Below are 25,449 nucleotides of genomic sequence, written 5' to 3' on the forward strand. Positions count from 1 at the left end.
TCCTCGCCCGGAGCCCGCCCGCCGTGATCCCGCTCGCACTCACCGCGAACGACGCCGCCGCCGTCGCGATCGTCGCCGCCGTGCTCCTCCTCGTGGTGGTGGCCGCGCTGCGGCTCGCCCGGAAGAAGCGCGCCGCGCCCGAGGCGCCGCCGCGCGCGGCCCCGCCGGCCGCCCCGCCGCCCGAGCGGCTCGCGCGCGGCGCCACCGAGGAGGACGCCGCCGAGGCGCTCCGCCGGACCCGCCGCGAGGCCCCGCCGCCCGTCGCGCCCCCTGCCCCGCCCCCCGCGCCCGCAGCCGGCCCCGCCGCGCCGGCCCCGGCCGCGGAAGACCGCGAGGCGCTGGAGGCGCGCCGCAAGGAGGAGTACCGCCGCAAGAAGGAGGCGGAGCGGCTCGAGAAGGAGCGCCGCGCCGAGGAGCGCGCCGAGGAGGAGCGGCGCGCGCGCGAGGAGGCGGAGCGGCAGGCCCGCGAGGCCGAGGAGGCCCGGCGCCGCGCCGAGGAGGAGGCGCGGCGGCGCGCCGAGGCCGAGGCGGGCAAGACGCTCGCGGCGGGGCTGGAGAAGACCCGCGGCGGCTTCATGGCGCGGCTGAACGCGCTGTTCGCCGGCGGCAAGGTGGTGGACGACTCCGTCCTCGCCGACCTGGAGGAGGTGCTCTTCACCGCCGACATCGGCGTGAAGACCGCGACCCGGCTGCTCGAGTCCGCCCGCGAGAAGGTCCGCCGCAAGGAGCTGTCGGATCCCGAGCGCCTGAAGGCGGCGCTGCGCGAGGAGATCGCGCGCATCCTCGACCTGGCCGGCACCGGCGGCGCGGCCGCGCCGCTCGCGGTGGGCGAGGCGCGCCCGTGGGTGGTGATGGTGGTGGGCGTGAACGGGTCGGGCAAGACCACCACCGTCGGCAAGCTCGCGGCGAAGCTGCAGGGCGGCGGGCACAAGGTGCTCCTCGGGGCCGGCGACACGTTCCGCGCCGCCGCCGGCGAGCAGCTCGAGGTCTGGGCCGAGCGCGTCTCGGCGCCCATCGTCCGCGGCAAGGAGGGCGCCGACCCGGCCGCGGTCTGCTTCGAGGCGGTGCAGCGGGGCGCGCAGGAGGGCGTGGACGTGGTGCTCTGCGACACCGCCGGGCGGCTCCACACCAAGACGCCGCTCATGGAGGAGCTGAAGAAGGTGAAGCGGGTGATCGGCAAGGCCGCCGCCGGCGCGCCGCACGAGGTGCTGCTGGTGCTCGACGCCACCAACGGCCAGAACGCCATCGCGCAGGCGCGGCAGTTCCACGAGGCGCTGGGCGTCACCGGCATCGCGCTCACCAAGCTGGACGGCACCGCCAAGGGCGGCGTCGTGATCGGGATCTGCGACGAGCTGCGCATCCCGGTACGCTACGTGGGCGTGGGCGAGCGCGTGGCCGACCTGAAGCCGTTCGCGCCGCGCGAGTTCGTGGAGGCGCTGTTCGAGTGAGGCGCGCGGCGGTCATCCTCTGGGACGTGGACGGCACGCTGGTGTCCTGCGGCGGCGCCGGGCGGCGCGCCCTGGAGCGCGCGCTGGCCGAGCGCTGCGGCCCGCTCGACGGCGCGCTCGCCGGCCTGCGGCTCGACGGCATGACCGACCGGCTGATCGTGCGCGAGGCGCTCGCGCTGCTCGCGCACCCGTTCAGCGACGACGCCTGCGACGGCGTGCTGGCGCGGTACCTCGAGCACCTCGCGGTGGAGATCCGCAACCCGGGCTACCAGGTGCTCCCCGGCGTGGAGGCGGCGCTCCGCGCGCTGCGCGGGCGCGTGCCGCAGGGGCTGTGCACCGGCAACGTGGCGCAGGGGGCGCGGGTGAAGCTCGCCCAGGGCGGCCTCGACGCCTACTTCGACTGGGGCCCGGACGCGATCTGCGGGTTCGCGGCCGACGGCGAGGCGCGCGAGCACGTGGTCGCGGCCGCGGTGCGGCGGGCCTCGGCGCGGCTCGGGCGGACGCTCGACCCCGCCGAGGCGCTGGTGGTGGGCGACACGCCCCGCGACGTCGCCGCGGCCCACCTGGTGGGTTGCCCGGTGCTGGCCGTCGCGACGGGCCGCTACTCGGCCGACGAGCTCGCCGCGAGCGGCGCCGACCAGGTGATCGCGTCGCTCGAGGACGCCGCCGCGCTCGGCGCGCTCGCGGGCTGATCCCCGCCGCGACGGACCTCGACGCGCCTTGACCCGCCGCTCCGCGCCGGGCTATGCCAGTCCCCTCGACGCACCACGTCGACGGAGGTCCCCATGACACCGGTGCACGGAACCCAGGGTGCGGCCCCGGGCGATGACCTCGCTCCGCTCGACGGACCGCGGCTCCGCGCGGTCGCCGCGACGCGCGCGCACGCCGCGCAGATCCAGTCCTGCTTCCAGGGCGCGCCGGACTACTTCGTGCGCACCGAGGGCGGACCCGCCGGCGCGGACGCGGCGGAGCGGCTGCTCGCGGAGGCCGAGGCGGACCCGGAGCGCCGCGTCTACGCGCTCGTCCCGCACACGGGAGGGCCGGCGGTCGGGGTCCTCGACCTGTACCTGAACCACCCCGAGCCCGGCACCGCGCACGTGGGCCTGCTGCTGTTCCGCGAGGCGTGCCAGGGGCTCGGGTACGGCAAGGAGACCACGGCCGCGCTCGAGCACGTGCTGGCGCGCGCCGGCTTCCGCGCGCTGCGCCTGTCCGTCGGCGACGAGAACCCGGGCGCGCGCGCGTTCTGGGAGCGGCTCGGGTTCGCCGAGGTGGGCCGGCTCGACCGCGGGATCGCGGTGTTCGAGAAGCCGCTCGAGCCGGCCTAGCGGGCCGCTACTCCGGCGAGGGCTGCGGCGCGAGCACGCGCACCCAGCGCCCCACGCGGCCGCGCAGGCCCTCGTAGACGCTGGCCAGGCCCACGTAGCCGAAGCCGACCTGGAACAGCAGCAGGAACGGCAGCGAGTAGTAGACCTCGCGCTCGATCAGGTACATCACGCCGTAGGTCATGTAGGCCGCGAGCGCCAGCTCGACGATGGGCTGGAACGTGACCGCCGCCTTGTAGCGCTTGCGCGTCACCGACTCGCCCGCCGAGGCCACGCCGTGCTTGGGCGTGCGGGTGAAGGCGGTCTCGTACCCCATGAGCGCCTCGACCACCGCCCGCGCCTGGTTCACCGAGAGGCCGATGCCGATCGCCATCACCATGGGCAGGTACTTGAGCTGCTGCCAGGTGGTGCGGCCCTGCTCGCGCTGGCTGGCCGCGTAGAACGCGACCACGCTGAAGGTGGCGGCGGCGAAGAACGGGATGTCGAGGAACAGCACCTCGTACCAGCCGTGCGACACGCGCACCACCACGGTGATGGGCAGCAGGATCGCGAGCGGGATCATCAGCAGGTAGGCGAGGTTCGCGGTGAGGTGCATCACCGCCTCGCGCTTCACCTCGCGGGGCAGGTCCGCGTCCAGCAGCCGCGGCAGGACCTTGAGCGCGGTCTGGATCGAGCCCTTCGCCCAGCGGTGCTGCTGGCTCTTGAACGCGTTCATCTCCACCGGCAGCTCGGCCGGGGTGACGATCTGCGGCACGTAGACGAACTGCCAGCCCTTCAGCTGCGTGCGGTAGGAGAGGTCCAGGTCCTCGGTGAGCGTGTCGTGCTGCCAGCCGCCGCCCGAGGCGATGGCCTCGCGCCGCCAGATCCCGGCGGTGCCGTTGAAGTTGAAGAAGCGGCCGGAGCGGTTGCGCGCGGTGTGCTCGATGACGAAGTGGCCGTCGAGCAGGATGGCCTGCACCTGGGTGAGCAGCGAATAGCCGCGGTTCAGGTGGCCCCAGCGCGCCTGGACCATGCCGACCTTCGGGTCGGTGAAGAAGTCCACGGTGCGCCGCAGGAACTGCGGATCCGGGATGAAGTCGGCGTCGAACACCGCCACGAACTCGCCCTTGGCGGTCTTCAGGCCGTGCTCCAGCGCGCCCGCCTTGAAGCCGCTGCGGTCGGTGCGGTGGATGTAGACGATGTCGAGCCCCTCGGCCCGGACGCGATCCACGCACGCGCGGGCGATGCCCTGCGTCTCGTCGGTCGAGTCGTCGAGGACCTGCACCTCGAGGAGCTCGCGCGGGTAATCGATCTTCGCGACGGCGCCGATGAGCCGCTCCGTCACGTACATCTCGTTGAAGATCGGGAGCTGGATGGTGACGCGCGGCAGCTGCTCGAACCGGCCCTTCGGCGTGGGGAGCCGGTACTTGTGCCGGTAGTACAGGTACGCCATCGCGTAGCGATGCGACCCGTAGACCGAGAGGATGCAGAGCAGCAGCGCGTACCCGACGACGACCGAGAGCTCGAGTGAAGTCATCTTGACGTGTGTGTGCGCCGGTGGGCGCCTCCGGAGAGGGCCGCGATTCGCAATCTGCGGGCCAGGGCGTCGCCCCTCCGTCTCCGGAAGGATTGGCGCGGACTATAGCCTTCCGAGCCGCGAAGTCAATTCATGAAAAGGTGCGCACCGACACGGGAAAACGACATCCGTCCGCCCCGCGCGGCGCGGCCCGCGAAAGCCGTGGATCCGCGCGCGGGTGCACGTCCTGCGTGCAGCGCCGACCCGGACCGCGACACCGCTGCCACCCTGGGCTCGGAGGACCGAGCGTACACGGTGCGTGGAGTCCCTACCCCTTGCTCACTGCCGCTTCGGGGCGGTCGCGGTGCCCCGCGCGCCCGGGCCGCCCCGGAGGACGTCGGTCGCGCGCAGGTAGTCGAGCGCGGTGCGGAGCTGGAAGTCCTCGGGCACGGCCGCGGCCGGGATCGGGGCCGGCACCGGCGCGGCCTCGTTGCGGAGGTGCCGCTTCAGGTCGCGCTCCGCCGGCGGCGGCTGCGCCGGGGCCGCGGGGGCGGTCTCCGCCACGACCACGTCCGGGGAGATGCCCAGCTCCTGGATGGAGCGGTGCCGGGGCGTGTAGTACCGCGCCACCGTCAGCTTCAGCCCCGAGCCGTCCTCCAGCTCGATGATGGTCTGCACGGAGCCCTTGCCGTAGGTCTGCGTGCCCATCACCACCGCGCGCCCGTTGTCCTGGAGCGCGCCCGCCACGATCTCGCTCGCGCTGGCGGTGCCGCGGTTCACGAGCACGATCATCGGGTACCCCGGCTCGGTCCCCTTGGGCCGGGCGCGCTGCACCTCCACCTCGCGCCGGTCGCGCCCCTCGGTGCTGACGATGATGCCCTCGGCGAGGAACGCGTCCGCCACCCGCACCGCCTGGTCGAGCAGGCCGCCCGGGTTGTTGCGCAGGTCGAGCACCAGCCCGCGGATCTCGCCGCCCAGCGCGGCGCGCCCGTCGGCGAGCGCCTTCGCGAGCGCGCGGTCGGTGCGCTCCTGGAACGCCTTCACCCGCAGGTACAGGTACCCGCGCCCGGCGTCGAGCACGCGCAGGTCCACGCTCTGGGTGCGGACGCGCTCGCGCACCAGCGTGAGCCGCTGCGGCGCCGTGAACCCGGCGCGGTCGACCTCCAGCACCACCTGGGACCCGGGCGCGCCCTTCATGCGCCGGATCGATCCGGAGAGGCCCAGGTCGCGGGTGGAGGCCCCGTCGATGGACAGGATCCGGTCGCCGGGGCGGAGGCCGGCGCGCTCGCCGGGGGACTCGGCCATGGGCGACACCACCGTGAGCACCCCGTCCTCGAGCGCGACCTCCAGGCCGAGCCCGTCGAACTCGCCGGTGGTCTCGTCGCGGAGCTGCTCGAACACCTCGGGCCGCATGAACGACGAGTGCGCGTCGAGCCTCGCCATCATGCCGTCGATGGCGCCGTAGACCAGCTCGCGCTCGTCCACCGGCTCGAGGTAGGAGCTCTCCACGTGGCCGAGCACGTCGGCGAACACGTCCAGGGCGCGGTAGGGCCGGGACGCGGCGCGGCGCGCCGCCGAGGCGGACCGGTCCGCGACCAGGCCCGCGAAGAACGCGATCGCCAGGGCGGCGACGAGGGCGAGGCGGCGCATCATCGGGGCGAGTCTACCAGGGGCGTCAGGGCGCGAGCCATGGTCGCGGGTCCACCGGGCGTCCCTTCTCGCGCAGCTCGAAGTACAGGTACGGCCCCTTCAGCGAGCCGGTGTCCCCGACCGTGCCCAGCACGGCGCCCGCGGCCACGTCCTCGCCCATGGCGGTGCGCATCGAGGCGAGGTGGGCCACCAGCGTGTGGAAGCCGTCCCCGTGGTCCACGATGACGATGTTGCCGTAGCCCTTGAACCAGCCGGCGTGGACCACCCGCCCCGCCGCGACCGCGCGGACCGGCGCGCCCGCCGGCGCGTCGATGTCGAGCCCGTTCTGCACGGTGACCGTGTTGAAGCGCGGGTTCACCACCTTGCCGAAGCCGACGGTCACGTGGCCCGCCACGGGCAGCGGCAGCCGGCCCCGGCGCGCGGCGAAGCCCTCGGGCAGCGCGCCGCCGCTGCGCGGCGGCGGGAGCGTCGCCACGAACTCGGCGAGCCTGCGCTGCTGCACGGCGGCCTCGGCCGCGGCGCGCTCGTGGAACCCGCGGGCGGTGCGCAGGGCCGCGAGCAGCGTCTCGCGCTCCTCGCGCAGCTCGGCGGCGTCCGCCCGCCGCTCCGCCGCCTCCTTCGCCAGGGCCGCGAGGCGCCCCGCCTCGAGCTGCCGCGCCGCGCGCGCACGCTCGCGCGCGTCGCGCGCCGCGTCGGCCTCCGCGAGCAGCGCCACGTCGCGCGAGAGGATCCGCTCCATCAGCCAGCGGCGCTTCACCAGGTCCGCGAGCGACCGGCTGGAGAGCAGGATCTGCAGCTCCCCGGTGCGCCCGAGCCGCTCGCGCGCCGCCAGCCGCGGCCGCAGCTCGGCGAGGCGCCTGCAGGCGCGCCTGCGCCGCCGCCTCCTCCTCCCGCGCCTGCGCCAGCGCGGCCTCCGCCCCGGCGCGGGCCGCCTCGGCGCGGCGCGCCTCCGCGGCCGCCGCGGCGAGCGCCGCCTCCGACTCGGCCAGCGTGTCGAGCACCGAGCGCTCCTGCTGCGCCAGCATGCGCGCCGCGGCCTCCTCCGCGCGCCGCCGCGCCTCCAGCGCGTCGAGCTGCGCGCGGGGGCCGCCGGCGGCGGTGAGCGCGAGGGCCAGGGCGAGGCCGAGCGGCGCGGCGGGGACCACGGCTCGGCCTCACAGGCGGCGCAGCGTGCGCGCCACCGAGAGCGCGCTGCCGAGCAGGCCCACCGCGGCGCCGGCCGCGAGCAGGCCGAGGAGGAGCGCGGGCGGCAGCACGTCGCCGAGCCGGAGCGCGCGCGCCCCCTCCACCGCCGCGCGCAGCCGGGGCGCCAGCGCCGCGTGCACCGCCAGCAGCGCCCCCACCGCGAGCCCGCCGCCGAGCAGGCCCTGCAGCACCCCCTCGATCAGGAACGGCGCCGACACGAACGCGTCGGTGGCGCCCACCAGCTTCATGATCTCGATCTCGTCCCGGCGCGCGAACACCGCCAGCCGGAGCGTGTTCGAGACCAGCACCGCGGTGGCGAGCGCGAGCGCCGCGAACAGCGCCACCGCCGCGACCCGCGCCCGGGCGAGGAACCGCTCCAGCTTCTCCAGCCAGGCGGTGCCGTAGTCCACCTCGGCCACCCCCGGGAGCGCCCGCAGCCGCCCGGCCAGCCCGCGCGCCTCGGCGAGCGAGATCCCGGGCGCCGAGACCTCCACCGCGTCGGGCAGCACGCCCGGCCCGACGCCCTCCAGCACGCGGCCCTGCTCTCCCAGCTCGGCGGCGAGCCCGCGCAGCGCCTCGGCCGCCGTGACCGCGGTGATGGCGCGGCCGGGCGCGACCGCCGCGGCCGCCTCGCGCACCGCGGCGAGGTCGGCGCCCGGCGCGAGGTACGCGGAGATGCGGACCTCGCCGGCCCAGGCCGCCAGCAGCCGCTCGGCGCCGCCCAGGGCCGCGGCGAGCAGGCCGATCGAGAACAGCGCCACGAAGATGGTCGCGGTCCCCACCATGGCCACGTAGGGCCCGCGCACCAGCGCCTCGACGGCGCGCCGCGTGAAATAGACGGGGCGGAGCGGCACCGGTCAGCTCCCCGCGCCCGCGCCGGCGCCCGGGGCGCGGCGGATCGAGTCGCCGTCGGAGACGAGCCGCCCGCGCTCCAGCAGCACCACCCGCCGCTTGTAGCGCTCGAGCAGCGAGCGGTCGTGCGTCGCCACCAGCACGGTCGTGCCGCGCGCGTTCGCGTCGGCGAGCAGCTGCATCACCTCGAGCGTCCGCTCCGGGTCGAGGTTGCCGGTGGGCTCGTCGGCCAGCAGCAGCGCCGGCGCCGGCGCGAGCGCGCGCGCGACCGCCACCCGCTGCTGCTCGCCGCCGGAGAGCGACGGCGGGAACTTCTCGGCCCGGTGCTCGAGGCCCACCGAGCGGAGCAGCTGCTTCACGCGGCGCCGGATCTCCTTCTCCGGCATGGCCTGCACCTCCAGCGGCAGGGCCACGTTCTCGGCGACGGTCCGCTGCGGCAGGAGCTTGAAGTCCTGGAACACCACGCCGATGTTGCGGCGCAGGTAGGGGACCGCGCGCGCGCCGATCTTCGCCACGTTCTTGCCGAACAGCAGGAGCTGCCCGCTGGTGGGCGCCTCGTCGCAGAACACCAGCTTGAGCAGGGTGGACTTGCCCGCGCCCGACGGGCCGGTGAGGAACACGAACTCGCCCTTGTCCACCTCGAGGGTCACGTCCTGGAGCGCGGGCCCGTCGCCCGGGTACTCCTTGGTGACGTGGAAGAGCTGGATCACGGACGCTCCCGGGCCGGCCTGGGGAGTGCCGGACGCGACGTCACTTCCGCTCGCCGAGGTCCTCGGCGAGATACGAGAGGATCACCTCGTCGAGGCTGCGCTCGCTGATCAGGTCCTCGCCGAACAGCGTCTCGGCGCCGTCGTTGCGGAGCGCCGGCGCGGGCTGCTGGCGCGCGGCGAGCACCTCGGGCGGCAGCGCGGCGCCGCGCGGCGCGGGCATCGTCATGCCGGGCTGCAGCCGGACGGTGCGCCCGTCGGCCTCGATCTGCCCGGGCTGGAACGCCTGCGCCTGCTGCGCGCTCGCCGCGTCGATGTCGTCGTACACGCCGTTGATGAGGTTGCGCAGCATCTCCTTGTGCTGCTCCTCCATCAGCTCGCGCACCACCTGCGCGAGGTTCTCGGCGGCGACGATGTCGGCGTACGAGGTCTTCTTCGAGGCGAGGATGTTCCCGCCCACGAACAGGTGCGTGATGATGTGGGGGTTGTCCAGGCCCGAGTCCTCGGTCTGGATGTGGTACATCTTCCCCTTGTGCTTGATGTTGTGGTTGAAGCCCACAACCATCTTCTTGCTGGCGTCGGCACCCATCGCGAAGCGGGACTGTACCGCCGGCGCCCCCCTGCCATCAAGCGCGCCCCGGTCGAAATCCCCTGACGCTGCGGTGAGCTAGCTCGCCCGCCGGGCGCGGCGCTCACACTACACGTCCACGTGCTCGGCGGATTCCACGGTGCGTCCGAGGAACCGGCCCGCCACGGCCAGGAAGCGCTCGGGCACGTCGGTCACCAGGAACCGGTGCACGCCGGTGCGGCCCGCCACCGCCGGGATCCGCGCGCGCACCTCCTCGGCGATCGCCTCGGCGCTGTCCACCAGCCGCACCTCCGGCAGCTCGCGCGCGATCGCGGCGCGGAGCAGCGGGTAGTGCGTGCAGCCCAGCACCAGCGTGTCGATGCCGGCGCCGCGCAGCGGGTCGAGGTAGCGGTGCACCACGCCGCGCACCACCTCGTCGTCCGGATCCGTCCAGCCCTCCTCCGCGAGCGGGACGAACAGCGGGCACGCGCGCGCCACCACCTCCGCGCCGGGGCGCTCGCGGCGGATCGCCTCCTGGTAGGCGCCGCTCGCCACGGTGCCCTGCGTGCCGATCACGCCGATGCGCCCGGTCCGCGAGGCCTTCGCGGCCACGCGGGCGCCCGGGTCCACCACGCCGAGCACGGGCACGGGCAGCTCGGCGCGCAGCGCGGGCAGCGCCACCGCCGAGGCGGTGTTGCAGGCGACGACGAGGAGGTCGATCTCGCGGCGCGCCAGCACCCGCGCGTTGCGCAGCGAGTACTGCGTCACCGTCTCCGCGGACTTCGTGCCGTAGGGCACGCGGGCCGTGTCGCCGAGGTAGACGGTGTCCGCCGAGGGGAGCGCTGCGAGGATGGCGCGCTGGACGGTGAGCCCGCCGACGCCGGAGTCGAAGATGCCGATGCGTGACACGGCGGGGAGTCTACTCCGGCGGCCCCCCGCGCGCTCGCCCGCCGCGCCGGCCCCCGGACGACGGAGCGCGGGCCCCGGCTCCAGGGCCCGCGCTCGAGGACGGCTCGGCGTCGCGTTCGGCTACGGCAGCGTGGTGGCGGGGCCCTTCGGCGCGCGACGGGCCGGCGGCGGCGCCGCGGTCCGGGCCGGGCAGAAGGCGTTGCTGTCCGCGAGCGGGACCGAGACGGTGGACAGCGCGGCGGGCGCGACGTTGAAGTTGGTCGCGTTGCAGTTCGCCGCGGTCGGGAGCCATGCGCCGCCCGAGTACACCGACTCCTCGGTGCGGGTGAGCGTGAACGCGCCGGCGGGCAGCACGAAGGTGATCGGATCGCCGCAGGCGTAGAGGGCCGGGTTCGCGCTGGTCTCGTCCACCTGCGCCGCGACCACGCCGGCGATGGCGTCGTAGACCGAGAAGAACATGTACGAGCCGGTGGTGCACACGTTGGTGGGCGTGAAGGAGTAGGCGAGGTCGAACGTGCCCTCGGCCGGCTGCATGCCCACCCGCGTGTCGCCGCAGTCGTACGGCGTCACCGAGCGCTCGTCGCGGAGCAGGATGGTCGAGCCGTCGGCGGCGATGCCCTCGACGGTGACGAGGTGCGTCCCGGCCGGAACGTAGGTGATGGTGGCGCCGCCGTCGGAACAGTTCCAGCCGCCGGACACCGGCCCCTGCACGCGCTGGTCGTTCATGTAGATGTCGACGTAGGCGACGCCGGCGTCGCGGCAGCCGGCCTGCGCGCCGTTGGCGAGCAGGAAGCTGGGCCACTCGATCGTCATGGTCCGGTCGGCGTCGACGCAGTAGTAGCCGCCGTCGTCGGTGGACACGGTGCAGCCGGCTCCCAGGGCGGAGGCGGCGAGCAGAAGGGCGAGGCGTCTCATCGGAAGTCCTCCAGCGTGGGCTCCGGACCGCGACGGGGCCGGGCACCCCGGAAATGAGCAACGGACGTGCCACCCCCCTGACGGCCGAAGCGCGGGGATTATGCACGTGCGGGGGCACGATCGAGGGGTGAACCCGGCGCACGGCCGTGGCGCCGCGGCCACGGTTGGCGGGTGCGACATGTCGGTGCCGCCTCGGGAGGGGAAACGGCCCGCCGGGCGTTTACTGTCGAGCGCCCCGGATCCCGAGGAGAATGGAGGGTCGGGGAGAGGCGCAGCCGAGCGGGCGCGTCCATGCTAGAGAACCCCTTTCCCGACCTGCACATGACCGAACTCGCCCTCTCGCAGCTCCTGCCCTCCGCCGGCGTGCCCCTGGCCGCGGCCGACGGCCTCAACTACCTCGAGATCGCCACCAACTCCGGCCCGATCGGCATCGGCGTGCTGGCGCTCCTGCTGGGCGCCTCCGCGGTGTCCTGGGCCATCATCGTGAAGAAGTGGCTCCAGATCCGGCGCGCCCAGGACCAGTCGGTGAAGTTCCTCGAGACCTTCTGGCAGTCCAAGCGGCTCGACGCCATCTACCAGGCGGCGGAGTCGCTCGGCGCCTCGCCGCTGTCGCACGTGTTCCGGGCGGGCTACGTCGAGCTCTCGAAGGTGACCGCCCGCAAGAACGAGGCGGATCCGGGCGCCATGAGCGACCAGCTCGGCGGCATCGAGAACGTCGAGCGCGCGCTGAAGCGGGCCGCCGCCTCGGAGGTCACCGCGCTGGAGCGCCAGGTGCCGTTCCTGGGCACCACCGCCAGCGCCGCGCCGTTCGTCGGCCTGTTCGGCACGGTGTGGGGCATCATGCGCGCGTTCCACGACATCTACCGGATGGGCAACGCGAACCTGGCCACGGTGGCCAAGCCCATCTCCGAGGCGCTCATCGCCACCGCGGTCGGCCTGTTCGCCGCCATCCCGGCGGTGGTGGCCTACAACTTCTTCCTGTCGAAGATCCGCGTGCTCGACAGCGAGATGACCAACTTCTCGAACGACTTCCTGAACATCGTTCGGCGGCACTTCTTCAGCTAGGGGAGCGAGCCGTGGCGATGTCCTCCGGCGGCTCGGGCCGCCAGTCCCTCACCGAGATCAACGTCACGCCGCTCGTGGACGTGATGCTGGTGCTGCTCATCATCTTCATGGTGACGGCGCCGCTCATCCAGCAGGGCGTGGAGGTGAACCTGCCCGACGCGCGCGCCAAGGCCGTCGAGGCGCAGGAGCAGAAGCTCGTCCTCTCCATCAAGTCGGACAAGAGCCTGTGGCTCGGCACCACCGAGGACGCCGCCCACGTGCCCTACGACGAGCTCGAGGACAAGCTGCGCGCCAACTCGCGCGCGCAGAAGGAGCACGAGCTGTACCTGATGGCCGACAAGACGCTGCCGTACGGCTTCGTGGTGGACGTGATGGCCACGGTGCAGCGCGCCGGGATCGTGAACGTGGGGATGATCACGAACCCCGCGCCGGAGCGGGTGAAGCCCGAGCGGGAGGCCCGCAGGCGATGAGCATCCCGGTCGCGACCGCCCTCGGGCGGCGGGACAGGATGTGGCCGGCGGTGCTGGCCTCGCTGATGGTCCACGCCGGGCTGATCGCGTGGGCGCTGGCGCGCCAGCAGGGCCCCGAGCTCGACCTCGAGCAGAAGCCCATCGTGGCGAAGCTGGTGCGGCTCGGCGAGAAGCGACCGGAGCAGTGGCTGCCGCGCAAGGAGGCGCCGCCGGAGCCGCCCGCGGCCGAGCCGATGCCGGCGGTCGCCACCGCGCCGGCCCCCGCGCCCGCGCCGCCGGCGCCCGCGGCCCCGGTCCCGGGCGCGAAGCCCGCGCCCACGCCGCCGGCGCCCCGGCCGCCCGCCCGCACCGGCCCGACCACGGCGGGCAGCAGCACCTCCGTGTCGTCCTTGCTGTCGCGCGTGAAGCAGGAGGTCGAGCGCGAGCGGTGGGGCGACCCCGAGGGCGACCCCGCCGGCGACGCGTCCGAGGCCGGCGAGGGCGACCGCTACCTCGCGCTGGTGAAGCGGGCGCTGCAGGAGAACTACCGCGTCCCGGCCACCATCTCCGAGCGCGACCGCATGTACCTGAAGGGCACGGTGGTCCTGTGGATCGAGCCCGACGGGAACATCTCGCGCTGGCGCATCGAGAAGTCGTCCGGCAACGGCGCGTTCGACGACGCGCTGGAGCGGACCGTCCGCCAGACCCGCCTCCCCCCTCCGCCCGACGCCCAGCGGCAGCTGTATCGCTCGACCGGGCTCGCCATCGTCTTCGAGATCGGCTGATCTCCCGGAGCCCCGCCATGATCGTCCGCCGTGCCCTCGCCCTCGCCGCGCTCGCGCTCGCCGCCTCCCCCGCGCTCGCCGCGCAGGAGCGCCCCACCATCGTCGTCGGCTCGCCCGACTTCCGCCCGCTGCCCATCGCGGTGGCGGCGTTCCAGGGCGAGGGCGACGCCGGCGCCGCCGCGACCCAGACCGCGGACGTGGTGCGCGCCGACCTGGTGCTGTCGGGCCTGTTCGACGTGCTCGACCCGCGGGGCTTCCTCGCGGATCCGGCCGAGGGCTTCGCCGCGCCTTCGATCCGGTTCGCGCGCTGGGCCGACGTGGGCGCGGACGGCCTCGCCAAGGCGCGCGTGCGGCGCGGCCCGGGCGGCCTGGAGGGCGAGCTCCACCTGTACGAGGTCCGCGCCGGGCGCGAGGTGCTGGTGAAGCTGCTGCGGGTGGACGGCGCCGACGCGCGCTCGCTCGCCCACCGCATGGCCGACGAGATCGTGCGCTACTACACGCGCGAGCCCGGCATCTTCGCGACGCGCATCGCTGCGATCCGCCGCGGGCGCGGCACCTGGGAGCTGGTGACCCAGGACATGGACGGCGGCAACCAGCAGGTGCTCCTGTCCGAGCGGAGCATCCTCATGTCGCCCGCGTGGCGCCCGGACGGCCGCGAGATCCTGGTGACCAGCTACCGCTCCGGCCGGCCGGAGCTGTGGGCCTACCGCTTCTCCGACCGCGCCTTCCGCCCGCTGGGCCGCCACCGCAACGCGTTCGGCGGCGTCTACTCGCCGGACGGCTCCCGCATCGCGTTCACGGTGAGCGAGGGCAACGTCACCGACCTCTGGGTGATGTCCGCCGACGGCAGCGGCGCGCGCAAGCTCACCAGCGATCCCGCCATCGACGTGTCGCCGACGTGGTCGCCGGACGGCCGCCGCATCGCGTTCGTCTCCGACCGCTCCGGCACCCCGCAGATCTACGTCATGGGCGCGGACGGCTCGGGCGCCCGGCGCCTCACCTTCCAGGGCAACTACAACCAGACGCCGCAGTGGAGCCCGCGCGGCGACCTCATCGCCTTCACCGCCCGCGACGAGCGCAAGGTGTTCGACGTCTTCGTGGTGGCGCCGGACTCGGGCGCCATCTCCCGCATCACCCAGGACCAGGGGCGCACCAACGAGGAGCCGTCCTGGGCGCCCAACGGCCGGCTCATGGTCTTCCGCACCGACCGGAACGGCGGGATCCAGCTCGTCGTCTCCGACGCGCGCGGCGACCGCCAGACGCCGGTGACGAGCGGCAAGACCGACCTGGCCGCGCCGGCCTGGGGCCCGCTGGCGCCGTAGGCGGAGACGGGATGGCCGGGCGGCTCGCCTCGATCGACGTCGGCACCAACACCGTGCTGCTGCTCGTCGCGGAGCGGCGCGGCGGCGTGCTCGCGCCGGTGCGGGAGCGCGCCGAGATCACCCGGCTCGGCCGCGGCGTGGACGCGACCGGCCGGCTCGACCCGGCCGCCATCCGCGAGACCGTCGCCACGCTGGCGGCGTTCGCGGCGGAGGCCCGGGCGCTGGGCGCCGCCGAGATCGCCTGCGTCGCCACCAGCGCCGCCCGCGACGCCGCGAACGGCGCCGAGTTCTTCGAGGCGGCGCGCGCCGCGGCCGGGCTCTCGCCGCGCGTCATCTCCGGCGACGAGGAGGCGCGCCTGGTGTACGGCAGCGCCTTCCGCGACTTCGGCGCGGGCGGGCCGCTCGCGGTGCTCGACGTGGGCGGGGGCTCGACCGAGTTCATCGTGGGCGAGGGGCCCGAGCCGCGCGCGCGCACGAGCCTGCAGGTGGGGGCGGTCCGGCTCACCGAGCGGCACGTGCGCACCGATCCGGCCCGGCCGGAGGAGCTCGCGGCGATGCGCGCCGGGGCGCGCGAGGCGCTGGCGCCGCTCGCCGGCCTGGGCGCCGGCGCCGGCGCGCGGCTGGTCGGCGTGGCGGGCACGGTGACCACGCTCGCCGCGGTGGCGCAGGCGCTGCCCGCCTACGACGCGGAGCGCGTGCACGGGGCGGAGCTCCGGCTCGACGAGATCGAGCGACTGCTCGCGCGCCTCGCGGCGCTGACGGTGGCGGCGCGCGCGGCGCTGCCCGGGATGGAGCCGAAGCGGGCCGACGTGATCCTGGGCGGCGGGCTGGTGGTCGCGGAGGCGATGCGCCTCGCCGGGTTCGACCGCCTGACGGTCTCGGACCGCGGCGTGCGCTGGGGGTTGCTCCACGAGCTCGCCGGTCCGTGACGGCGCCGGCCGCCTCTACGCGGCGGTCGCCTTCGGGCCGGCCGCGGCGGTGTACGCGTTCCTGGTGGACCAGCCCGCGTGGCGCGAGGACTGCCGCGCGCTCGGCGCGCTCGTCCCGGGCCCGCGGGTGCTGGACCTCGGGATCGGCCCGGGCACCGGCGCGGTGGAGATGGCCCGCGCCGCGGCGGAGACGCGGCACGTCGGGCTCGACCGCTCCGCCTCCATGCTCCGCCGCGCCGCGCGGGCGGCGCGCGCCGGCGCGGTCACGCTCCCGCTCGTGCGCGGCGACGCGCTCCGGCTCCCGGTCCGCGACGGCGCCCTCGACGGCGCCACCGGCCACAGCGTCCTGTACCTGCTGCCCGACCCGGCGGCCGCGCTCGAGGAGCTGCGCCGCGCGCTGCGGCCGGGTGGCCGCGTGGCGTTCCTCGAGCCGCGCCGCGAGGGCGCGCCCCTCGCCGCGACGCTCGCCGGCGGGCCGCGGTTCGCGGCCGCCATGTTCCTGTGGCGGGGGATGTCGCGCCTCCACCGCCGGTACGACGAGGCGGAGCTCGCGTCGCTGCTCTCGCGCGCCGGGTTCGCGGGCGCGCGCGCCTGGCCGGTGCTCGGCGGCCACGGCGTGATGGCGACCGCCGAGCGCGCCTGACGCGCGGGCCCGCGGCCGCTCGCGCCGCCGCGTCCACCGCCGCGGTCCCTGCGCGAGCGCGCGCACGCGGCGCGCCGACGCACGGGTGGCGATACCGAGAGTCACGGAGCTGCGGCACGGGCGCGCAGCGCCCGCGCCAACGGTGCGTTCCCACGTGTACGACCTAGCGCCGCGACCCGCGTCCGATCGTCGCGCGCGCGCATTGGACGCAGGGTACGTCCCGCTGCGTTGCGTACCATCGCCGCAACCCGGACAGAGCGCATCCCCCCCGCGCTTGCCCCCGGGGCGCGACCCGAGACGGGCCGCTCCCAACCCCCACGGAGGAATGGACGATGGAGAAGGAGAACCTCGGCCGGCGGCAAGTGCTCGCGGTGATCGGCGGTGCGCTTGCCCTCGGCGGCCTGCAGGCCTGCGGTGACGACAGCAACGACAGCGCGAACGACCAGCAGCCGGAGCAGCCGCCCGCCGGGCCGCAGGTGGCTGACTACCCGTACGACCAGCACATCGCCGCGACCTACCAGCTCGACGCGGCCAAGGTCCGCGAGCTCGCGTACCAGGCGTACTACAACGGCGGCTGCTGCCACGGCGCGTTCAGCGGCCTCATCGACCACCTCAGCGCGACGGTGGGCCAGCCGTTCAACCTGATCCCGCGCACGTTCGGCCAGTTCGGCGCCGGCGGCATCGCCGGCTACGGCAGCATCTGCGGCTCGATCCTGGGCGGCATCCTGATCATCAACTCGATCGTCTCCAAGGCCGACGTCCGCACCAACATGCTGACCGACCTGATGCGCTGGTACGAGCGCGAGGCGTTCCCGAAGTACGTGCCGGTGACCATCGCGCCGAACGAGGCGGGCAAGACCACGCTCGACTTCACGAACGTCGCCGCCCTGCAGGTGGTCCCGGGCTCGCACCTCTGCCACGCCTCGGTGTCCACCTGGTGCGCCGCCAACGCGGTCTCGACGAAGAGCGCGGACAAGCTCGCGCGCTGCTCGCGCCTGACGGCCGACGTGGCCGGCAAGGTGGCCGAGATGCTGAACGCGTACCTGTCCACCGGGACGTACGCCGGCCCGGCCGCGATCGACGACACGTCGGCGGGCTGCCTCGGCTGCCACGGCCCCGCCACCACGTTCGAGCCGGTGGCCTCGGGCATGTCCTGCACGTCCTGCCACTCCGACAAGACGACCGGGCACCCGTAGCCGCCCCGCAGCTCCGCACCAGAGGGCCCGGTCGCGCGCTCGCGGCCGGGCCCTTCGCATGTGGGCAGGCGGGGTGGCGGCGGGCGGCCGCGCCTGATAAGAGACGCCTCCCGCATGCGCGCGCCCTGGGCCATCGTCTGCGACTTCGACGGAACCGCGCTCACCGAGGACCTCGGCGACCAGGTCGCGTTCCACTTCGCCGGCGTGGACGCCTACCGCGCCGCGGAGGACCGCTACCGCGCCGGCGAGCTCGACTTCGGGCGCCTCCTGCAGGCGGTGTTCGGCCCCATCCGCGCGAGCCGCGCCGAGATCGCCGCATTCGCCCGCGCGCGCGCCGCCTGGCGCCCGGGGTTCGAGGCGTTCCTCGACGCGTGCCGCCGCGGCGGACGGCCGTTCCTGGTGGTCTCGTCGGGCCTCGACGCCTACATCGAGCCGGTGCTGGAGGGGCTCGCCCCGGAGCTGCGCGCGCACGTGGAGCTCCGCGCGAACCGCGCCGACTGCGGCGACGACGGGCTGCGCGTCGGCTTCCACGGCGCGGACTGCGGCTTCTGCGGCTTCTGCAAAGGCGACGTGGTGCGCGAGCTCCAGGCGGCCGGGCACAAGGTGGCGGTGTGCGGGGACGGCACCGGCGACCGCCACGCCGCCGACGCCGCCGACCACGTGTTCGCGCGCGCGGGCTCCTCGCTCGTGCGCTACTGCGCCGAGCAGGGCATCCGCCACGACGTCTTCGAGACGTTCGGCGAGGTGATGGCGCGGTTTCCGGCCTGAGCACCCGTTCGCGTCCGTCTCCACGGGCCCTGTCCTGGAGGCGGGCCGCGGGGATCGGCGCTCCGGGCATTCGTGGCGGCCTGACGTGGAGGGGGGGCGCGGGAGAAGCAGCCCTCACGGCCCGAGCTTCCTGGAGCGGCCTCAGAACAGCCCGATCGTGAAGTGCAGCGCGAACAGGCGCTCGTTGATGCGCACGTCGCGGTCCAGGTTGAAGCCGAGGTCGAGCGCGGCGGGGCCGATGGGGGTGACGAACCGCAGGCCGGCGCCGGCGTTGGTGCGCAGGTCGAGCGCCTCGAACTTGTTCGGATCGAGCCAGAGGTTGCCGGCGTCGAGGAACAGGCCCAGCTCGACGGCGCGGGTGAGCCCGATGCGCAGCTCGGTCTTGCCGAGCAGGTAGGCCTCGCCGCCCTCCGACACCGGGCGGTCGCCGGACGCGACGCGGCGGCCGCGCTCGGTGCAGCCGATCCCGGTGTACGAGGTGGCGCAGAGCTTGCCCTCGGCCGCGAGCGCGCCGCGCACGTCCTCCTGGATCATCTCCTCCTCGGCGAAGCCGCGCATGGTGGAGGCGCCGCCCAGGAAGAAGCGGCGCGGGACGATGGTGCGCGACTCGCGATCCAGCGGGAACACCCGGCCGCCGCGCACCGACAGCGCGAGCACGGTGGCGCCGCCCAGCGGCAGGTAGCCGGACAGCGTCCCCGAGAGCTTCACCAGGTTGCTGTGGACCTCCGAGCCGGGGAGCAGCCCGAACAGCGCGCGGCGATCCGGCGCGCCGGGGACGCCCACGCCGAGCGAGTGCGCCCACTCGGCCACGCCGGCGGCGAACCAGCCCCGGTGCGGGTGGGCGGAGTTGTCGCGGAAGTCGAGCGTGAACGACGGCCGCACCGCGTGTAGCGTGGTCACGCCCTCGTCGAAGCGGAGCCGCTCCAGGTCGGCCTGGGTGAGCACGCCCACCACGTTGGTGCGGCGGATGTCGTCCACCTCCAGCTCGTACTGGAGCGACGCGCCCACGCGCGAGGTCACGCCCACGTCCACGCCGGCCACGCCGGAGACGCGGCGCAGGTCGTAGGCGCGGCGGTGCAGGATCTCGCCGATGACGTCGGTGCGCAGGCCCACCGGGACGGGCAGCAGCCGCACCCGCGTCGAGCGCAGGCCGAGGTCGGCCCGCCCCTCCAGCCGGTCGTAGCCCTGCTTGCCCGAGAGATCCGGGCCGAGGCCGCCGACGTCCACCAGGTAGTTCACCTTGCCGCGGGCGGTGAGCTCCACCGCCCGGCCGAACAAGTTCGGCCGCGAGTACTCGAGCACCGCGCGCGGGCCGTTCGCGATGGAGAACCCGAGCGACTGGGTGAGCGTGGCGTAGGGCCGCTCGGACAGCTCGACCGCGAGGTCCTTCGTCTCCGCGACCAGCTCGGGCTCGTGCAGCTCCAGCTTGGCCGAGCGGAAGACGCCCAGCCGCAGCAGCGCCGCCTGGCTGCGCGCCAGCGCCTCGGGGTCGAAGGTGGCGCCCTCCCGGACCTCCAGCTCGTCGCGGATCACGTCCTCGCGCGTGCGCCGGTTGCCGGTGAGCAGCACCCGGCCGATCCGGACCTTCGGGCCCGCGTCCACCACGAACCGCACCGTGGCGAGGTGGCGCTCGCGGTCCAGCTCCTCGCGGGCCTCCACGCGCGCGAACGCGTGGCCCGACGTGTAGTAGCGGCGCAGGATGGCGAGCCGCGTCTCCTCCACCCGGTCGAACGCGAGGGGATCGCCCGGCGACAGGCGCGTCTCGCGCGCCAGCTCGGGGAGCGGCACGGCGCCGGTGCCCTCGAACGCGATCGACTCCACGTGCGTGCGCGCGCCCTCGCGCAGCCGGAGCGTCACGTCGGCGATCCCGCGATCCGCGTCGAGCGCCACCGCGCTGCCCAGGGCGACGGCGTCGAGCCAGCCCTCGGCCCGGTAGCCCTCCACGATCAGCTCCAGCGCGCGATCCCAGGTGGCCTCGTCGAAGTAGGCGCGCGGCGGCAGGGCCGGCGGCGGCTCCGGCGGCGGGCGCGCGCCCGGCACCGAGAGGATCAGGGCGCGCGCCTCGTCGGCGTCCGGTGACCCGGGGGTGGCCGCGTCCTCCTCCAGGATGGCGAAGAGCCGGTCGCCGAGGTCCCGCTCCGTGCGCGCGGTCGCGCCCTCGAAGCGCACCCGCCCGAGCCGGTAGCGGCGCCCCTCGTCCACGTGGAAGACCACCGCCAGCACGCCCGCGCCGCGGCGCTCCTCCGCCGTCACGACCGCGCCGGCGAAGCCGCGCGCGCGGTAGAACGTGCGCAGCCGGTCGGCGGCCTGATCGATGGCGGGCGCGTCCACCGGCTGGTCCGCCTCGAACCCGAGCTGGCGCTCCAGGAGCGCGGAGCGGAACGCCACGTTCCCGCGGAACGCGAACGCCATGCGCGGTCCGGCCTGCACCGGGAGCTCCACCTCGGCCGCGCCGTCCCGCACGCGCACCGCGGGCGCGTCCACCCGCGCCCGCCGGTAGCCGGCGGCGCGTAGCCCGGCGCGGAGCGCCTGGACGTCCGCGTCGAGCGCGTCCTCGTCGAGCGGCGCGCCCTCGCGCGTGCGCAGGCGGGCGCGGAGCCCCTCGGCGGCGGGCCCGGGGTTGCCGGTGAGCCTCACCGAGGCGACCCGCGTGGCCGGCCCGGCGCGCACCTCGAGCACCACGTCCACCGCGGTGTCGCCCCCGGCGCTGGCGCGCACCTCCGCGGCGCGCCGCCCGCGCCGGGAGAGCGCCGCGCGCACCCTCGCCGCCGCGGGCTCCAGGTCGCCGTCGTCGAACGCCTCGCCCGTCGCGAGCCGGGCCGCCGCGCGGATCGCGTCGGCGTCCAGCACCTCGGGCGCGTCGGTCCGCACCTCGACCCGGGCCACCCTGCGCACCGGGAGCGCCTCCACCACCAGCCGGACCCACTCGCCCGTGGCGCCCGGCGGCGCCGCGGCGGGCTCGGCGCGGACGACCACGTTCCGGTACCGCCCGGTCTGGAACAGGCGCTGCACCGTTCGCCGCGCGTCGCGGATCGACAGCGGCTCGCCGGGCGAGAACGTCACCAGCGCCGACGCCTGCGCCGGGTCGTCGCCGGACGGCAGCGCCAGGTCCACCGCCAGGACGCGAGGCGGCGGCGCGGCGGCCGCGTCCGCGGGCTCGGCCGAGGCCGGTGAGGCCGCGAGCGCCAGCGCGATGGCGAGCGCGCGGATCACTCGCGGTCCGTCCATTCCCAGCGCAGCTTCAGATCCACGCCGTGGTCGCCGGTGGAGACGTCGGGGTTGTCGCTGTCCCACTGGTACTGCACCGCCGTGTGCTCGCCGAGCCGCAGCTCCGCCTGCGCCTTGCGGCCGCGCGCGCCCGCGAGCGGCGCCTGGAACCGGAGCCGCAGGCGGTCGCGGAGCAGCCAGGACTCGAACTCGGCGCGCGGCTCCACCTGGCCGGTGGCCTCGGAGTAGGCGCTGGTGATGCGCATGCCGATGTCGCGGATGGGCCCGCCGCGCGGCAGGAACCGGCGCACCTGCTCGTCCAGGCCGGACGCGGAGAAGATGGCCTGCGCGGCCGCCGCGGTGGCCACCCCGCCCACGCCGGTGCCCGCGGCGGAGTCGCGGCGCGTGAAGCCGAGCGAGAGCAGCGTGACGAGGTCCGGCTCGGGGAGCGGCGGGGCGCTGGTGAGCGTCACCCGCGGCTGCTCCAGCGGGCCGAACGCGTGCATGAACACCTGGTAGTCGCGGACCTGCGCGTCGCCGTGCACGTCCAGCACGATCTCGATCTTGTTCCGGTCCACCAGCTCCAGCACCGCGTGCGTGAGCGTGAACTCGTTGCCGCGGAACGCCGCGCGGCTGCCCTGGCCCATGGTGAGGCTGCCCACCAGGCCCGGCGACGCCAGCGTCCCGGTGAGCGTCAGGTCGCCGGCGACGGTCCCGCGCACCAGGTCGTTCTCGATCCGCGCGTCGCCGTCCACCACGAGCTGCAGGTCGAAGCGGAGCCACTCGCCCGCCTTGTCGTACGGCTTCGGCGGCGGCGGCGGCCGGCGGCGCAGCTCGAGCAGGCTGCCCTCGAGGTCCACGTCGGCGGTGTAGCGCGCCCGGACCACGCGCAGCCGGCCGGTGACGTCGGTCGCCTCCGGCGTGCCCTGCGCCTCGATCCGCCCGGACAGCGTGGCCGGCAGGTAGGACGGGAGCGCCACCGGCACCTCGTCGAGCGTGCCCTCCACCCGGAGGCGCGACGGCGCGAGCCGCGCCAGCTCCACCTCACCGGTGAAGCGCGCGTGCCCGCCGTTCAGGAGCGCCCCCAGGTCCTCGAACAGCACCCGGTTCTGCGAGAACGCGAGCGGCCCGGCCATGTCGGAGAACACCAGGCCGGCGCCGCGCAGCTCGAAGCCGCCGTCCGCGACGCGGCCGGAGCCGACCAGCACCGGCTGGTCGAACGTGCCGCCCATGTGCGCCTCGAGCGCGAGCTGCCCGTGCGCGCGCCGCACCACCGGCGAGAGCGCGCCGGCGAGGCGCAGGTCGAGCGTCCCCGAGGCGCTCAGGTCCACCGCGCCGGGCGCGGCCGCGCCGGAGACGGTCAGCTCGGTGCTGGTGCCGCGCAGCGTGACGGGCGCGAGCTCCACCCGCTCCCCCCGCACCGTCAGCACCGCCGGCCCGGCGGCCTCCACCTTCACCTCGGCGAGCGCGATGGAGAGCTGGGGGAGGCGCACGCTGGCCCGGGCCTGCGACAGGTCCTCGAGCTCCCCCGAGGCGCTCCCCTCCCCGCCCACGCGGATGCGCAGCCCCGGCGGCGGGCCGCCGGGCCAGAGCCGCGCGGCGTCGTCCATGGCCACCGTGGCCCGCGCCTGGAACGGCAGGCGCCCCTGGAGCGCGATCTCCGCGGAGCCGGCCAGCCCCTCCGCGCCGCCGGTCAGGGTGAGCTTGCGCTCCACCACCGTGCCGCCGGCCTGCACCGTGCCGAGCGCCACGCCGGCCACGCGCACCGCGTCGCCGTTCGCGGCGAAGCGCACGTCGGGGTGATCGAACGAGCCGCCCAGCGAGGCGCGCCCGCTCGCCGAGCCGGACCACTCGCCGCCGGGGAGGTCGAGCGCCGCGAGCGGCACGCCCGAGAACGCCACCTCGAGGTCCCAGGGGAACGGCGCGTCCATGCCCCAGGTGCCCTGCGCGCGGGCCACCCCGGTGCCGCGCCGCAGCTCGGCGCGCTCGAAGCGCGCGGTGCGGCCCGCCTCGATGCGGCCCTGGGCGCGGCCCGAGTCGAACGCGCGGCCCAGCAGCGTGCCGGCGCCGAGCCGCGCGTCGAAGGACGCGTCGAGCGCGGTGGCGGGCCCGCGCGCCGTCCCGGTCGCCTCCACCTCCGCGTCGAGCGCGTCGCGCACGTACCGGGTGGTCGGGATCCACTCCATCACGGAGTCGAACAGGTCGCGGAGCCGCCCGCGCGCCTCCAGGCGCGAGGAGACGATCTGGGTGGGCGTGCGCGAGAGGTCCACCACCGCCTCGCCGCGGTAGCGGGTCTCGCCCCGGGTCCCCTCGGCGCCCTGGAAGTGGAGCAGGAAGTCCCGGTAACGGAAGTCGGCCGCCACGTGGCCGAGGTCCACCTGCAGGAAGTGGAGCCCCTCGCCGCGGGCGCGGCCGGTGACCACCGGGTTGCCGTAGGGCGCCGCGCCGACCTCCGCCTCGATCGCCAGGCGCCCGGCCCACGGGATCCCGGCGAGCGGCCCCAGGGCGTCGAGATCGGCCACGCCGCGGCAGCGCACGTGGAAGCCCCGCTCGCCGTCGAAGTGGATGGCGGCGTCCGCGTCCACGGTCCCCTGCCCGACCGCCACGCGCGCGCCGTCCAGGAACAGGCCGCTGCGGTCCACGCGCACGGCGGACTCGATCCGGCCCCGCGCGAACGAGACGATCCCGGGGTCGCCGTGGGCCTGCGTGTACGGGCGGCCCAGCGCCCTGAAGTCGTGGAGGTCGGCGGCGAGCGTACCGGCGAGCGCCGGGGGCGAGAGCGTCCCGGCCACGCGCGCCTTGCCGTCGAGCCGGAGCGTGATCCAGGGCTGCTTCACGGTGAGGCGATCCAGGATCTCGGCGAGGTCGACGCGGTCGAGCTGCACCTCCGCCTCGATCGGCAGCCCGCGCGCGAGGGTCACGGTGCCGTGCGCCACCGCCGCGCCCCCGCCGGCCGCCGCGACCGCCAGCCGGTCCACGACCAGCGTCCGGCCCGACAGCCGCACCACCGCCTCGGCGTCGCCGGGGACGAACCCGTCCACCCGGACGCCGCGCGTGCGGAGCGAGCCCGAGAGCTCGGGCGCGCGCGGCGTGCCGGCGATGCGCGCCTCCACCGCCGCGGTGCCCTCCACGTCCGCGTGCACGCCGGCCAGCGCGAGCAGCGCGTCCACCCTGCCCTCCGCGCGCGCGGTGAGGTCGAGCTTCGGCGCGCACAGGTCGTGCACGCGGCCCTCCAGCCCGAGCCGCGCCCCGCCCACCTCCGCCTCGATCCCGGCGATCTCGGCGATCGACAGGTCGAGCGCGATCTCGCCGCGGGCGCGCACCTGCGAGGCGCTCCACCTGCGCCCCACCGCGTCCACCCGGACCGGGCCGGCGGAGACCTCCACCCGGCTCCGCCGCGCCGGCGTGGCGAGCGACCGGAGCGTGCGCGCGGGCGGCCCGGAGCGGATCTCCAGCCGCTCCAGCGAGACGTGGCCGCCGTCCGGGAGCCCCAGCTCCACCGAGCCGCCCTCCACCTGCAGCTCGCGGATCTCGAAGCGGCCCAGGAGCTCGGGGGGGCAGCGGGACGGCGCGCCGCCGCCGCGGGGGAGCGCGGCGACCAGGCGCGGGCGGACCAGGCGCAGCCGGTCGAGGTGGACGCGCCGGCCGAGCGCCTGCACCAGCGCGAGGCGCGCGGTGATCGCGTCGGCCACGAACGCCGGCGCCGCGGGCGGGCCGAGGACCACGCCCTCGGCGTCCACCGCGAAGCCGAGCGGGTCGATCCGGCAGGCGGCGAACGAGAGCGGCAGGCCGGTGGCCACCCGCACCTTCTCCGCGGCCAGCGCGCAGATCCGGTCCCCGGCCCAGCGCGTGCGCAGCGCCGCCAGGGTCGCGAGCACCAGGCCCACGACCACCAGCAGGAACACCAGCGCGACGGTCCGCTTCTTCAAGGGGGCTCGATTCTCTCGCGCGGACGGCGTGGCGCCAAGGAACGCGTGGGCCGCGCCGGGGGCCCGGCCGCGCCGGCGGCGGCGCGGTGGGTGAGGGTGTGGGAG

21 protein-coding genes are annotated in these 25,449 nt (G+C 75.7%); 11 read left to right on the plus strand and 10 right to left on the minus strand.

The window, feature by feature from the left end; genetic code table 11:
• The first annotated feature begins 23 nt into the window (after positions 1-23).
• The 3 genes from ftsY to ACOQFB_RS17735 all read left to right on the plus strand — a co-directional run bounded on the left by ftsY (position 24) and on the right by ACOQFB_RS17735 (position 2,773).
• On the plus strand, positions 24-1,448 hold the full coding sequence (gene ftsY / locus ACOQFB_RS17725; protein ID WP_421608960.1) for a signal recognition particle-docking protein FtsY: 1,425 nt from the start codon (positions 24-26) through the stop codon (positions 1,446-1,448).
• Entirely contained in the window at positions 1,445-2,140 is a 696-nt protein-coding gene (locus tag ACOQFB_RS17730) for an HAD family hydrolase (protein ID WP_059439343.1), read from the plus strand. The genes ftsY and ACOQFB_RS17730 overlap by 4 nt, the downstream gene beginning before the upstream one ends.
• A 93-nt stretch (positions 2,141-2,233) precedes the next feature.
• Positions 2,234-2,773 carry a GNAT family N-acetyltransferase gene (locus ACOQFB_RS17735; RefSeq protein WP_059439342.1) on the plus strand — a complete coding sequence of 180 codons (540 nt, stop codon included), beginning with the start codon at positions 2,234-2,236 and terminating at the stop codon, positions 2,771-2,773.
• 7 nt (positions 2,774-2,780) lie between these two features.
• Here ACOQFB_RS17735 and ACOQFB_RS17740 read toward each other — a convergent pair whose 3' ends face one another.
• The 8 genes from ACOQFB_RS17740 to ACOQFB_RS17775 all read right to left on the minus strand — a co-directional run bounded on the left by ACOQFB_RS17740 (position 2,781) and on the right by ACOQFB_RS17775 (position 11,051).
• Entirely contained in the window at positions 2,781-4,286 is a 1,506-nt protein-coding gene (locus ACOQFB_RS17740; protein WP_421608961.1) for a cellulose synthase family protein, read from the minus strand.
• Positions 4,287-4,604: 318 nt separating this feature from the next.
• Entirely contained in the window at positions 4,605-5,918 is a 1,314-nt protein-coding gene (locus tag ACOQFB_RS17745) for a S41 family peptidase (protein ID WP_421608962.1), read from the minus strand.
• A gap of 22 nt (positions 5,919-5,940) precedes the next feature.
• Positions 5,941-6,672 carry a peptidoglycan DD-metalloendopeptidase family protein gene (locus tag ACOQFB_RS17750; protein ID WP_494492302.1) on the minus strand — a complete coding sequence of 244 codons (732 nt, stop codon included), beginning with the start codon at positions 6,670-6,672 and terminating at the stop codon, positions 5,941-5,943.
• Positions 6,673-7,069: 397 nt separating this feature from the next.
• Positions 7,070-7,954, minus strand: a complete 885-nt coding sequence (locus ACOQFB_RS17755) for a cell division protein FtsX (RefSeq protein ID WP_421608964.1) — start codon at positions 7,952-7,954, stop codon at positions 7,070-7,072.
• Between the two features lie 3 nt (positions 7,955-7,957).
• On the minus strand, positions 7,958-8,662 hold the full coding sequence (ftsE, locus tag ACOQFB_RS17760) for a cell division ATP-binding protein FtsE (protein WP_059439349.1): 705 nt from the start codon (positions 8,660-8,662) through the stop codon (positions 7,958-7,960).
• A 40-nt stretch (positions 8,663-8,702) separates the two neighbouring features.
• The gene (locus ACOQFB_RS17765) at positions 8,703-9,248 is read right to left on the minus strand and encodes a RomY N-terminal domain-containing regulatory protein (RefSeq protein WP_059439350.1); all 546 of its coding nucleotides are present in this window, start codon (positions 9,246-9,248) and stop codon (positions 8,703-8,705) included.
• A gap of 108 nt (positions 9,249-9,356) precedes the next feature.
• Positions 9,357-10,136: a glutamate racemase gene (murI, locus tag ACOQFB_RS17770; RefSeq protein WP_059439351.1), complete on the minus strand. Its 780-nt coding sequence runs from the start codon at positions 10,134-10,136 to the stop codon at positions 9,357-9,359.
• A gap of 120 nt (positions 10,137-10,256) precedes the next feature.
• Positions 10,257-11,051, minus strand: a complete 795-nt coding sequence (locus ACOQFB_RS17775; RefSeq protein ID WP_059439352.1) for a hypothetical protein — start codon at positions 11,049-11,051, stop codon at positions 10,257-10,259.
• A 321-nt stretch (positions 11,052-11,372) separates the two neighbouring features.
• Here ACOQFB_RS17775 and ACOQFB_RS17780 point away from each other — a divergent pair, with 321 nt between their 5' ends.
• From ACOQFB_RS17780 to ACOQFB_RS17815, 8 genes are all read left to right on the plus strand, one after another.
• Positions 11,373-12,116, plus strand: coding sequence for a MotA/TolQ/ExbB proton channel family protein (locus tag ACOQFB_RS17780; RefSeq protein ID WP_059439353.1), 744 nt, complete (start codon positions 11,373-11,375; stop codon positions 12,114-12,116).
• A 17-nt stretch (positions 12,117-12,133) separates the two neighbouring features.
• Positions 12,134-12,586 (plus strand): protein TolR, encoded by a 453-nt coding sequence (tolR, locus tag ACOQFB_RS17785; RefSeq protein WP_011419720.1) that lies wholly within the window; start codon positions 12,134-12,136, stop codon positions 12,584-12,586.
• Entirely contained in the window at positions 12,583-13,350 is a 768-nt protein-coding gene (locus ACOQFB_RS17790) for an energy transducer TonB (RefSeq protein WP_421608965.1), read from the plus strand. The genes tolR and ACOQFB_RS17790 overlap by 4 nt, the downstream gene beginning before the upstream one ends.
• Before the next feature lie 17 nt (positions 13,351-13,367).
• Positions 13,368-14,672, plus strand: coding sequence for a Tol-Pal system beta propeller repeat protein TolB (gene tolB / locus ACOQFB_RS17795; RefSeq protein WP_059438266.1), 1,305 nt, complete (start codon positions 13,368-13,370; stop codon positions 14,670-14,672).
• 11 nt (positions 14,673-14,683) lie between these two features.
• A complete protein-coding gene (locus tag ACOQFB_RS17800; RefSeq protein WP_059438267.1) occupies positions 14,684-15,601 on the plus strand; it encodes a Ppx/GppA phosphatase family protein in 918 nt (305 codons plus the stop codon).
• A gap of 64 nt (positions 15,602-15,665) precedes the next feature.
• Positions 15,666-16,244, plus strand: coding sequence for a class I SAM-dependent methyltransferase (locus tag ACOQFB_RS17805; protein WP_237757986.1), 579 nt, complete (start codon positions 15,666-15,668; stop codon positions 16,242-16,244).
• 332 nt (positions 16,245-16,576) lie between these two features.
• Positions 16,577-17,440: a C-GCAxxG-C-C family (seleno)protein gene (locus ACOQFB_RS17810; RefSeq protein ID WP_421608966.1), complete on the plus strand. Its 864-nt coding sequence runs from the start codon at positions 16,577-16,579 to the stop codon at positions 17,438-17,440.
• 114 nt (positions 17,441-17,554) lie between these two features.
• Positions 17,555-18,208 carry an MtnX-like HAD-IB family phosphatase gene (locus ACOQFB_RS17815; RefSeq protein WP_421608967.1) on the plus strand — a complete coding sequence of 218 codons (654 nt, stop codon included), beginning with the start codon at positions 17,555-17,557 and terminating at the stop codon, positions 18,206-18,208.
• Positions 18,209-18,349: 141 nt separating this feature from the next.
• Here ACOQFB_RS17815 and ACOQFB_RS17820 read toward each other — a convergent pair whose 3' ends face one another.
• The gene (locus tag ACOQFB_RS17820) at positions 18,350-21,436 is read right to left on the minus strand and encodes a BamA/OMP85 family outer membrane protein (protein WP_421608968.1); all 3,087 of its coding nucleotides are present in this window, start codon (positions 21,434-21,436) and stop codon (positions 18,350-18,352) included.
• Positions 21,418-25,344, minus strand: coding sequence for a translocation/assembly module TamB domain-containing protein (locus ACOQFB_RS17825; RefSeq protein WP_421608969.1), 3,927 nt, complete (start codon positions 25,342-25,344; stop codon positions 21,418-21,420). The genes ACOQFB_RS17820 and ACOQFB_RS17825 overlap by 19 nt, the downstream gene beginning before the upstream one ends.
• Positions 25,345-25,449: the final 105 nt, after the last annotated feature.

Source organism: Anaeromyxobacter sp. Red801, from assembly GCF_049201065.2.
Classification (GTDB): domain Bacteria; phylum Myxococcota; class Myxococcia; order Myxococcales; family Anaeromyxobacteraceae; genus Anaeromyxobacter.

Excerpts from the sequence above, each read along its gene's own strand:
- tolB (WP_059438266.1), top strand. The coding sequence starts at position 13,368 with ATGATCGTCCGCCGTGCCCTCGCCCTCGCCGCGCTCGCGCTCGCCGCC.
- ACOQFB_RS17745 (WP_421608962.1), bottom strand. The coding sequence starts at position 5,918 with ATGATGCGCCGCCTCGCCCTCGTCGCCGCCCTGGCGATCGCGTTCTTC.
- ACOQFB_RS17810 (WP_421608966.1), top strand. The coding sequence starts at position 16,577 with ATGGAGAAGGAGAACCTCGGCCGGCGGCAAGTGCTCGCGGTGATCGGC.
- tolR (WP_011419720.1), top strand. The coding sequence starts at position 12,134 with ATGTCCTCCGGCGGCTCGGGCCGCCAGTCCCTCACCGAGATCAACGTC.
- ACOQFB_RS17790 (WP_421608965.1), top strand. The coding sequence starts at position 12,583 with ATGAGCATCCCGGTCGCGACCGCCCTCGGGCGGCGGGACAGGATGTGG.
- ACOQFB_RS17800 (WP_059438267.1), top strand. The coding sequence starts at position 14,684 with ATGGCCGGGCGGCTCGCCTCGATCGACGTCGGCACCAACACCGTGCTG.
- ACOQFB_RS17765 (WP_059439350.1), bottom strand. The coding sequence starts at position 9,248 with ATGGGTGCCGACGCCAGCAAGAAGATGGTTGTGGGCTTCAACCACAAC.
- ACOQFB_RS17815 (WP_421608967.1), top strand. The coding sequence starts at position 17,555 with ATGCGCGCGCCCTGGGCCATCGTCTGCGACTTCGACGGAACCGCGCTC.
- ACOQFB_RS17780 (WP_059439353.1), top strand. The coding sequence starts at position 11,373 with ATGACCGAACTCGCCCTCTCGCAGCTCCTGCCCTCCGCCGGCGTGCCC.
- ACOQFB_RS17775 (WP_059439352.1), bottom strand. The coding sequence starts at position 11,051 with ATGAGACGCCTCGCCCTTCTGCTCGCCGCCTCCGCCCTGGGAGCCGGC.
- ACOQFB_RS17735 (WP_059439342.1), top strand. The coding sequence starts at position 2,234 with ATGACACCGGTGCACGGAACCCAGGGTGCGGCCCCGGGCGATGACCTC.
- ACOQFB_RS17740 (WP_421608961.1), bottom strand. The coding sequence starts at position 4,286 with ATGACTTCACTCGAGCTCTCGGTCGTCGTCGGGTACGCGCTGCTGCTC.
- ACOQFB_RS17820 (WP_421608968.1), bottom strand. The coding sequence starts at position 21,436 with ATGGACGGACCGCGAGTGATCCGCGCGCTCGCCATCGCGCTGGCGCTC.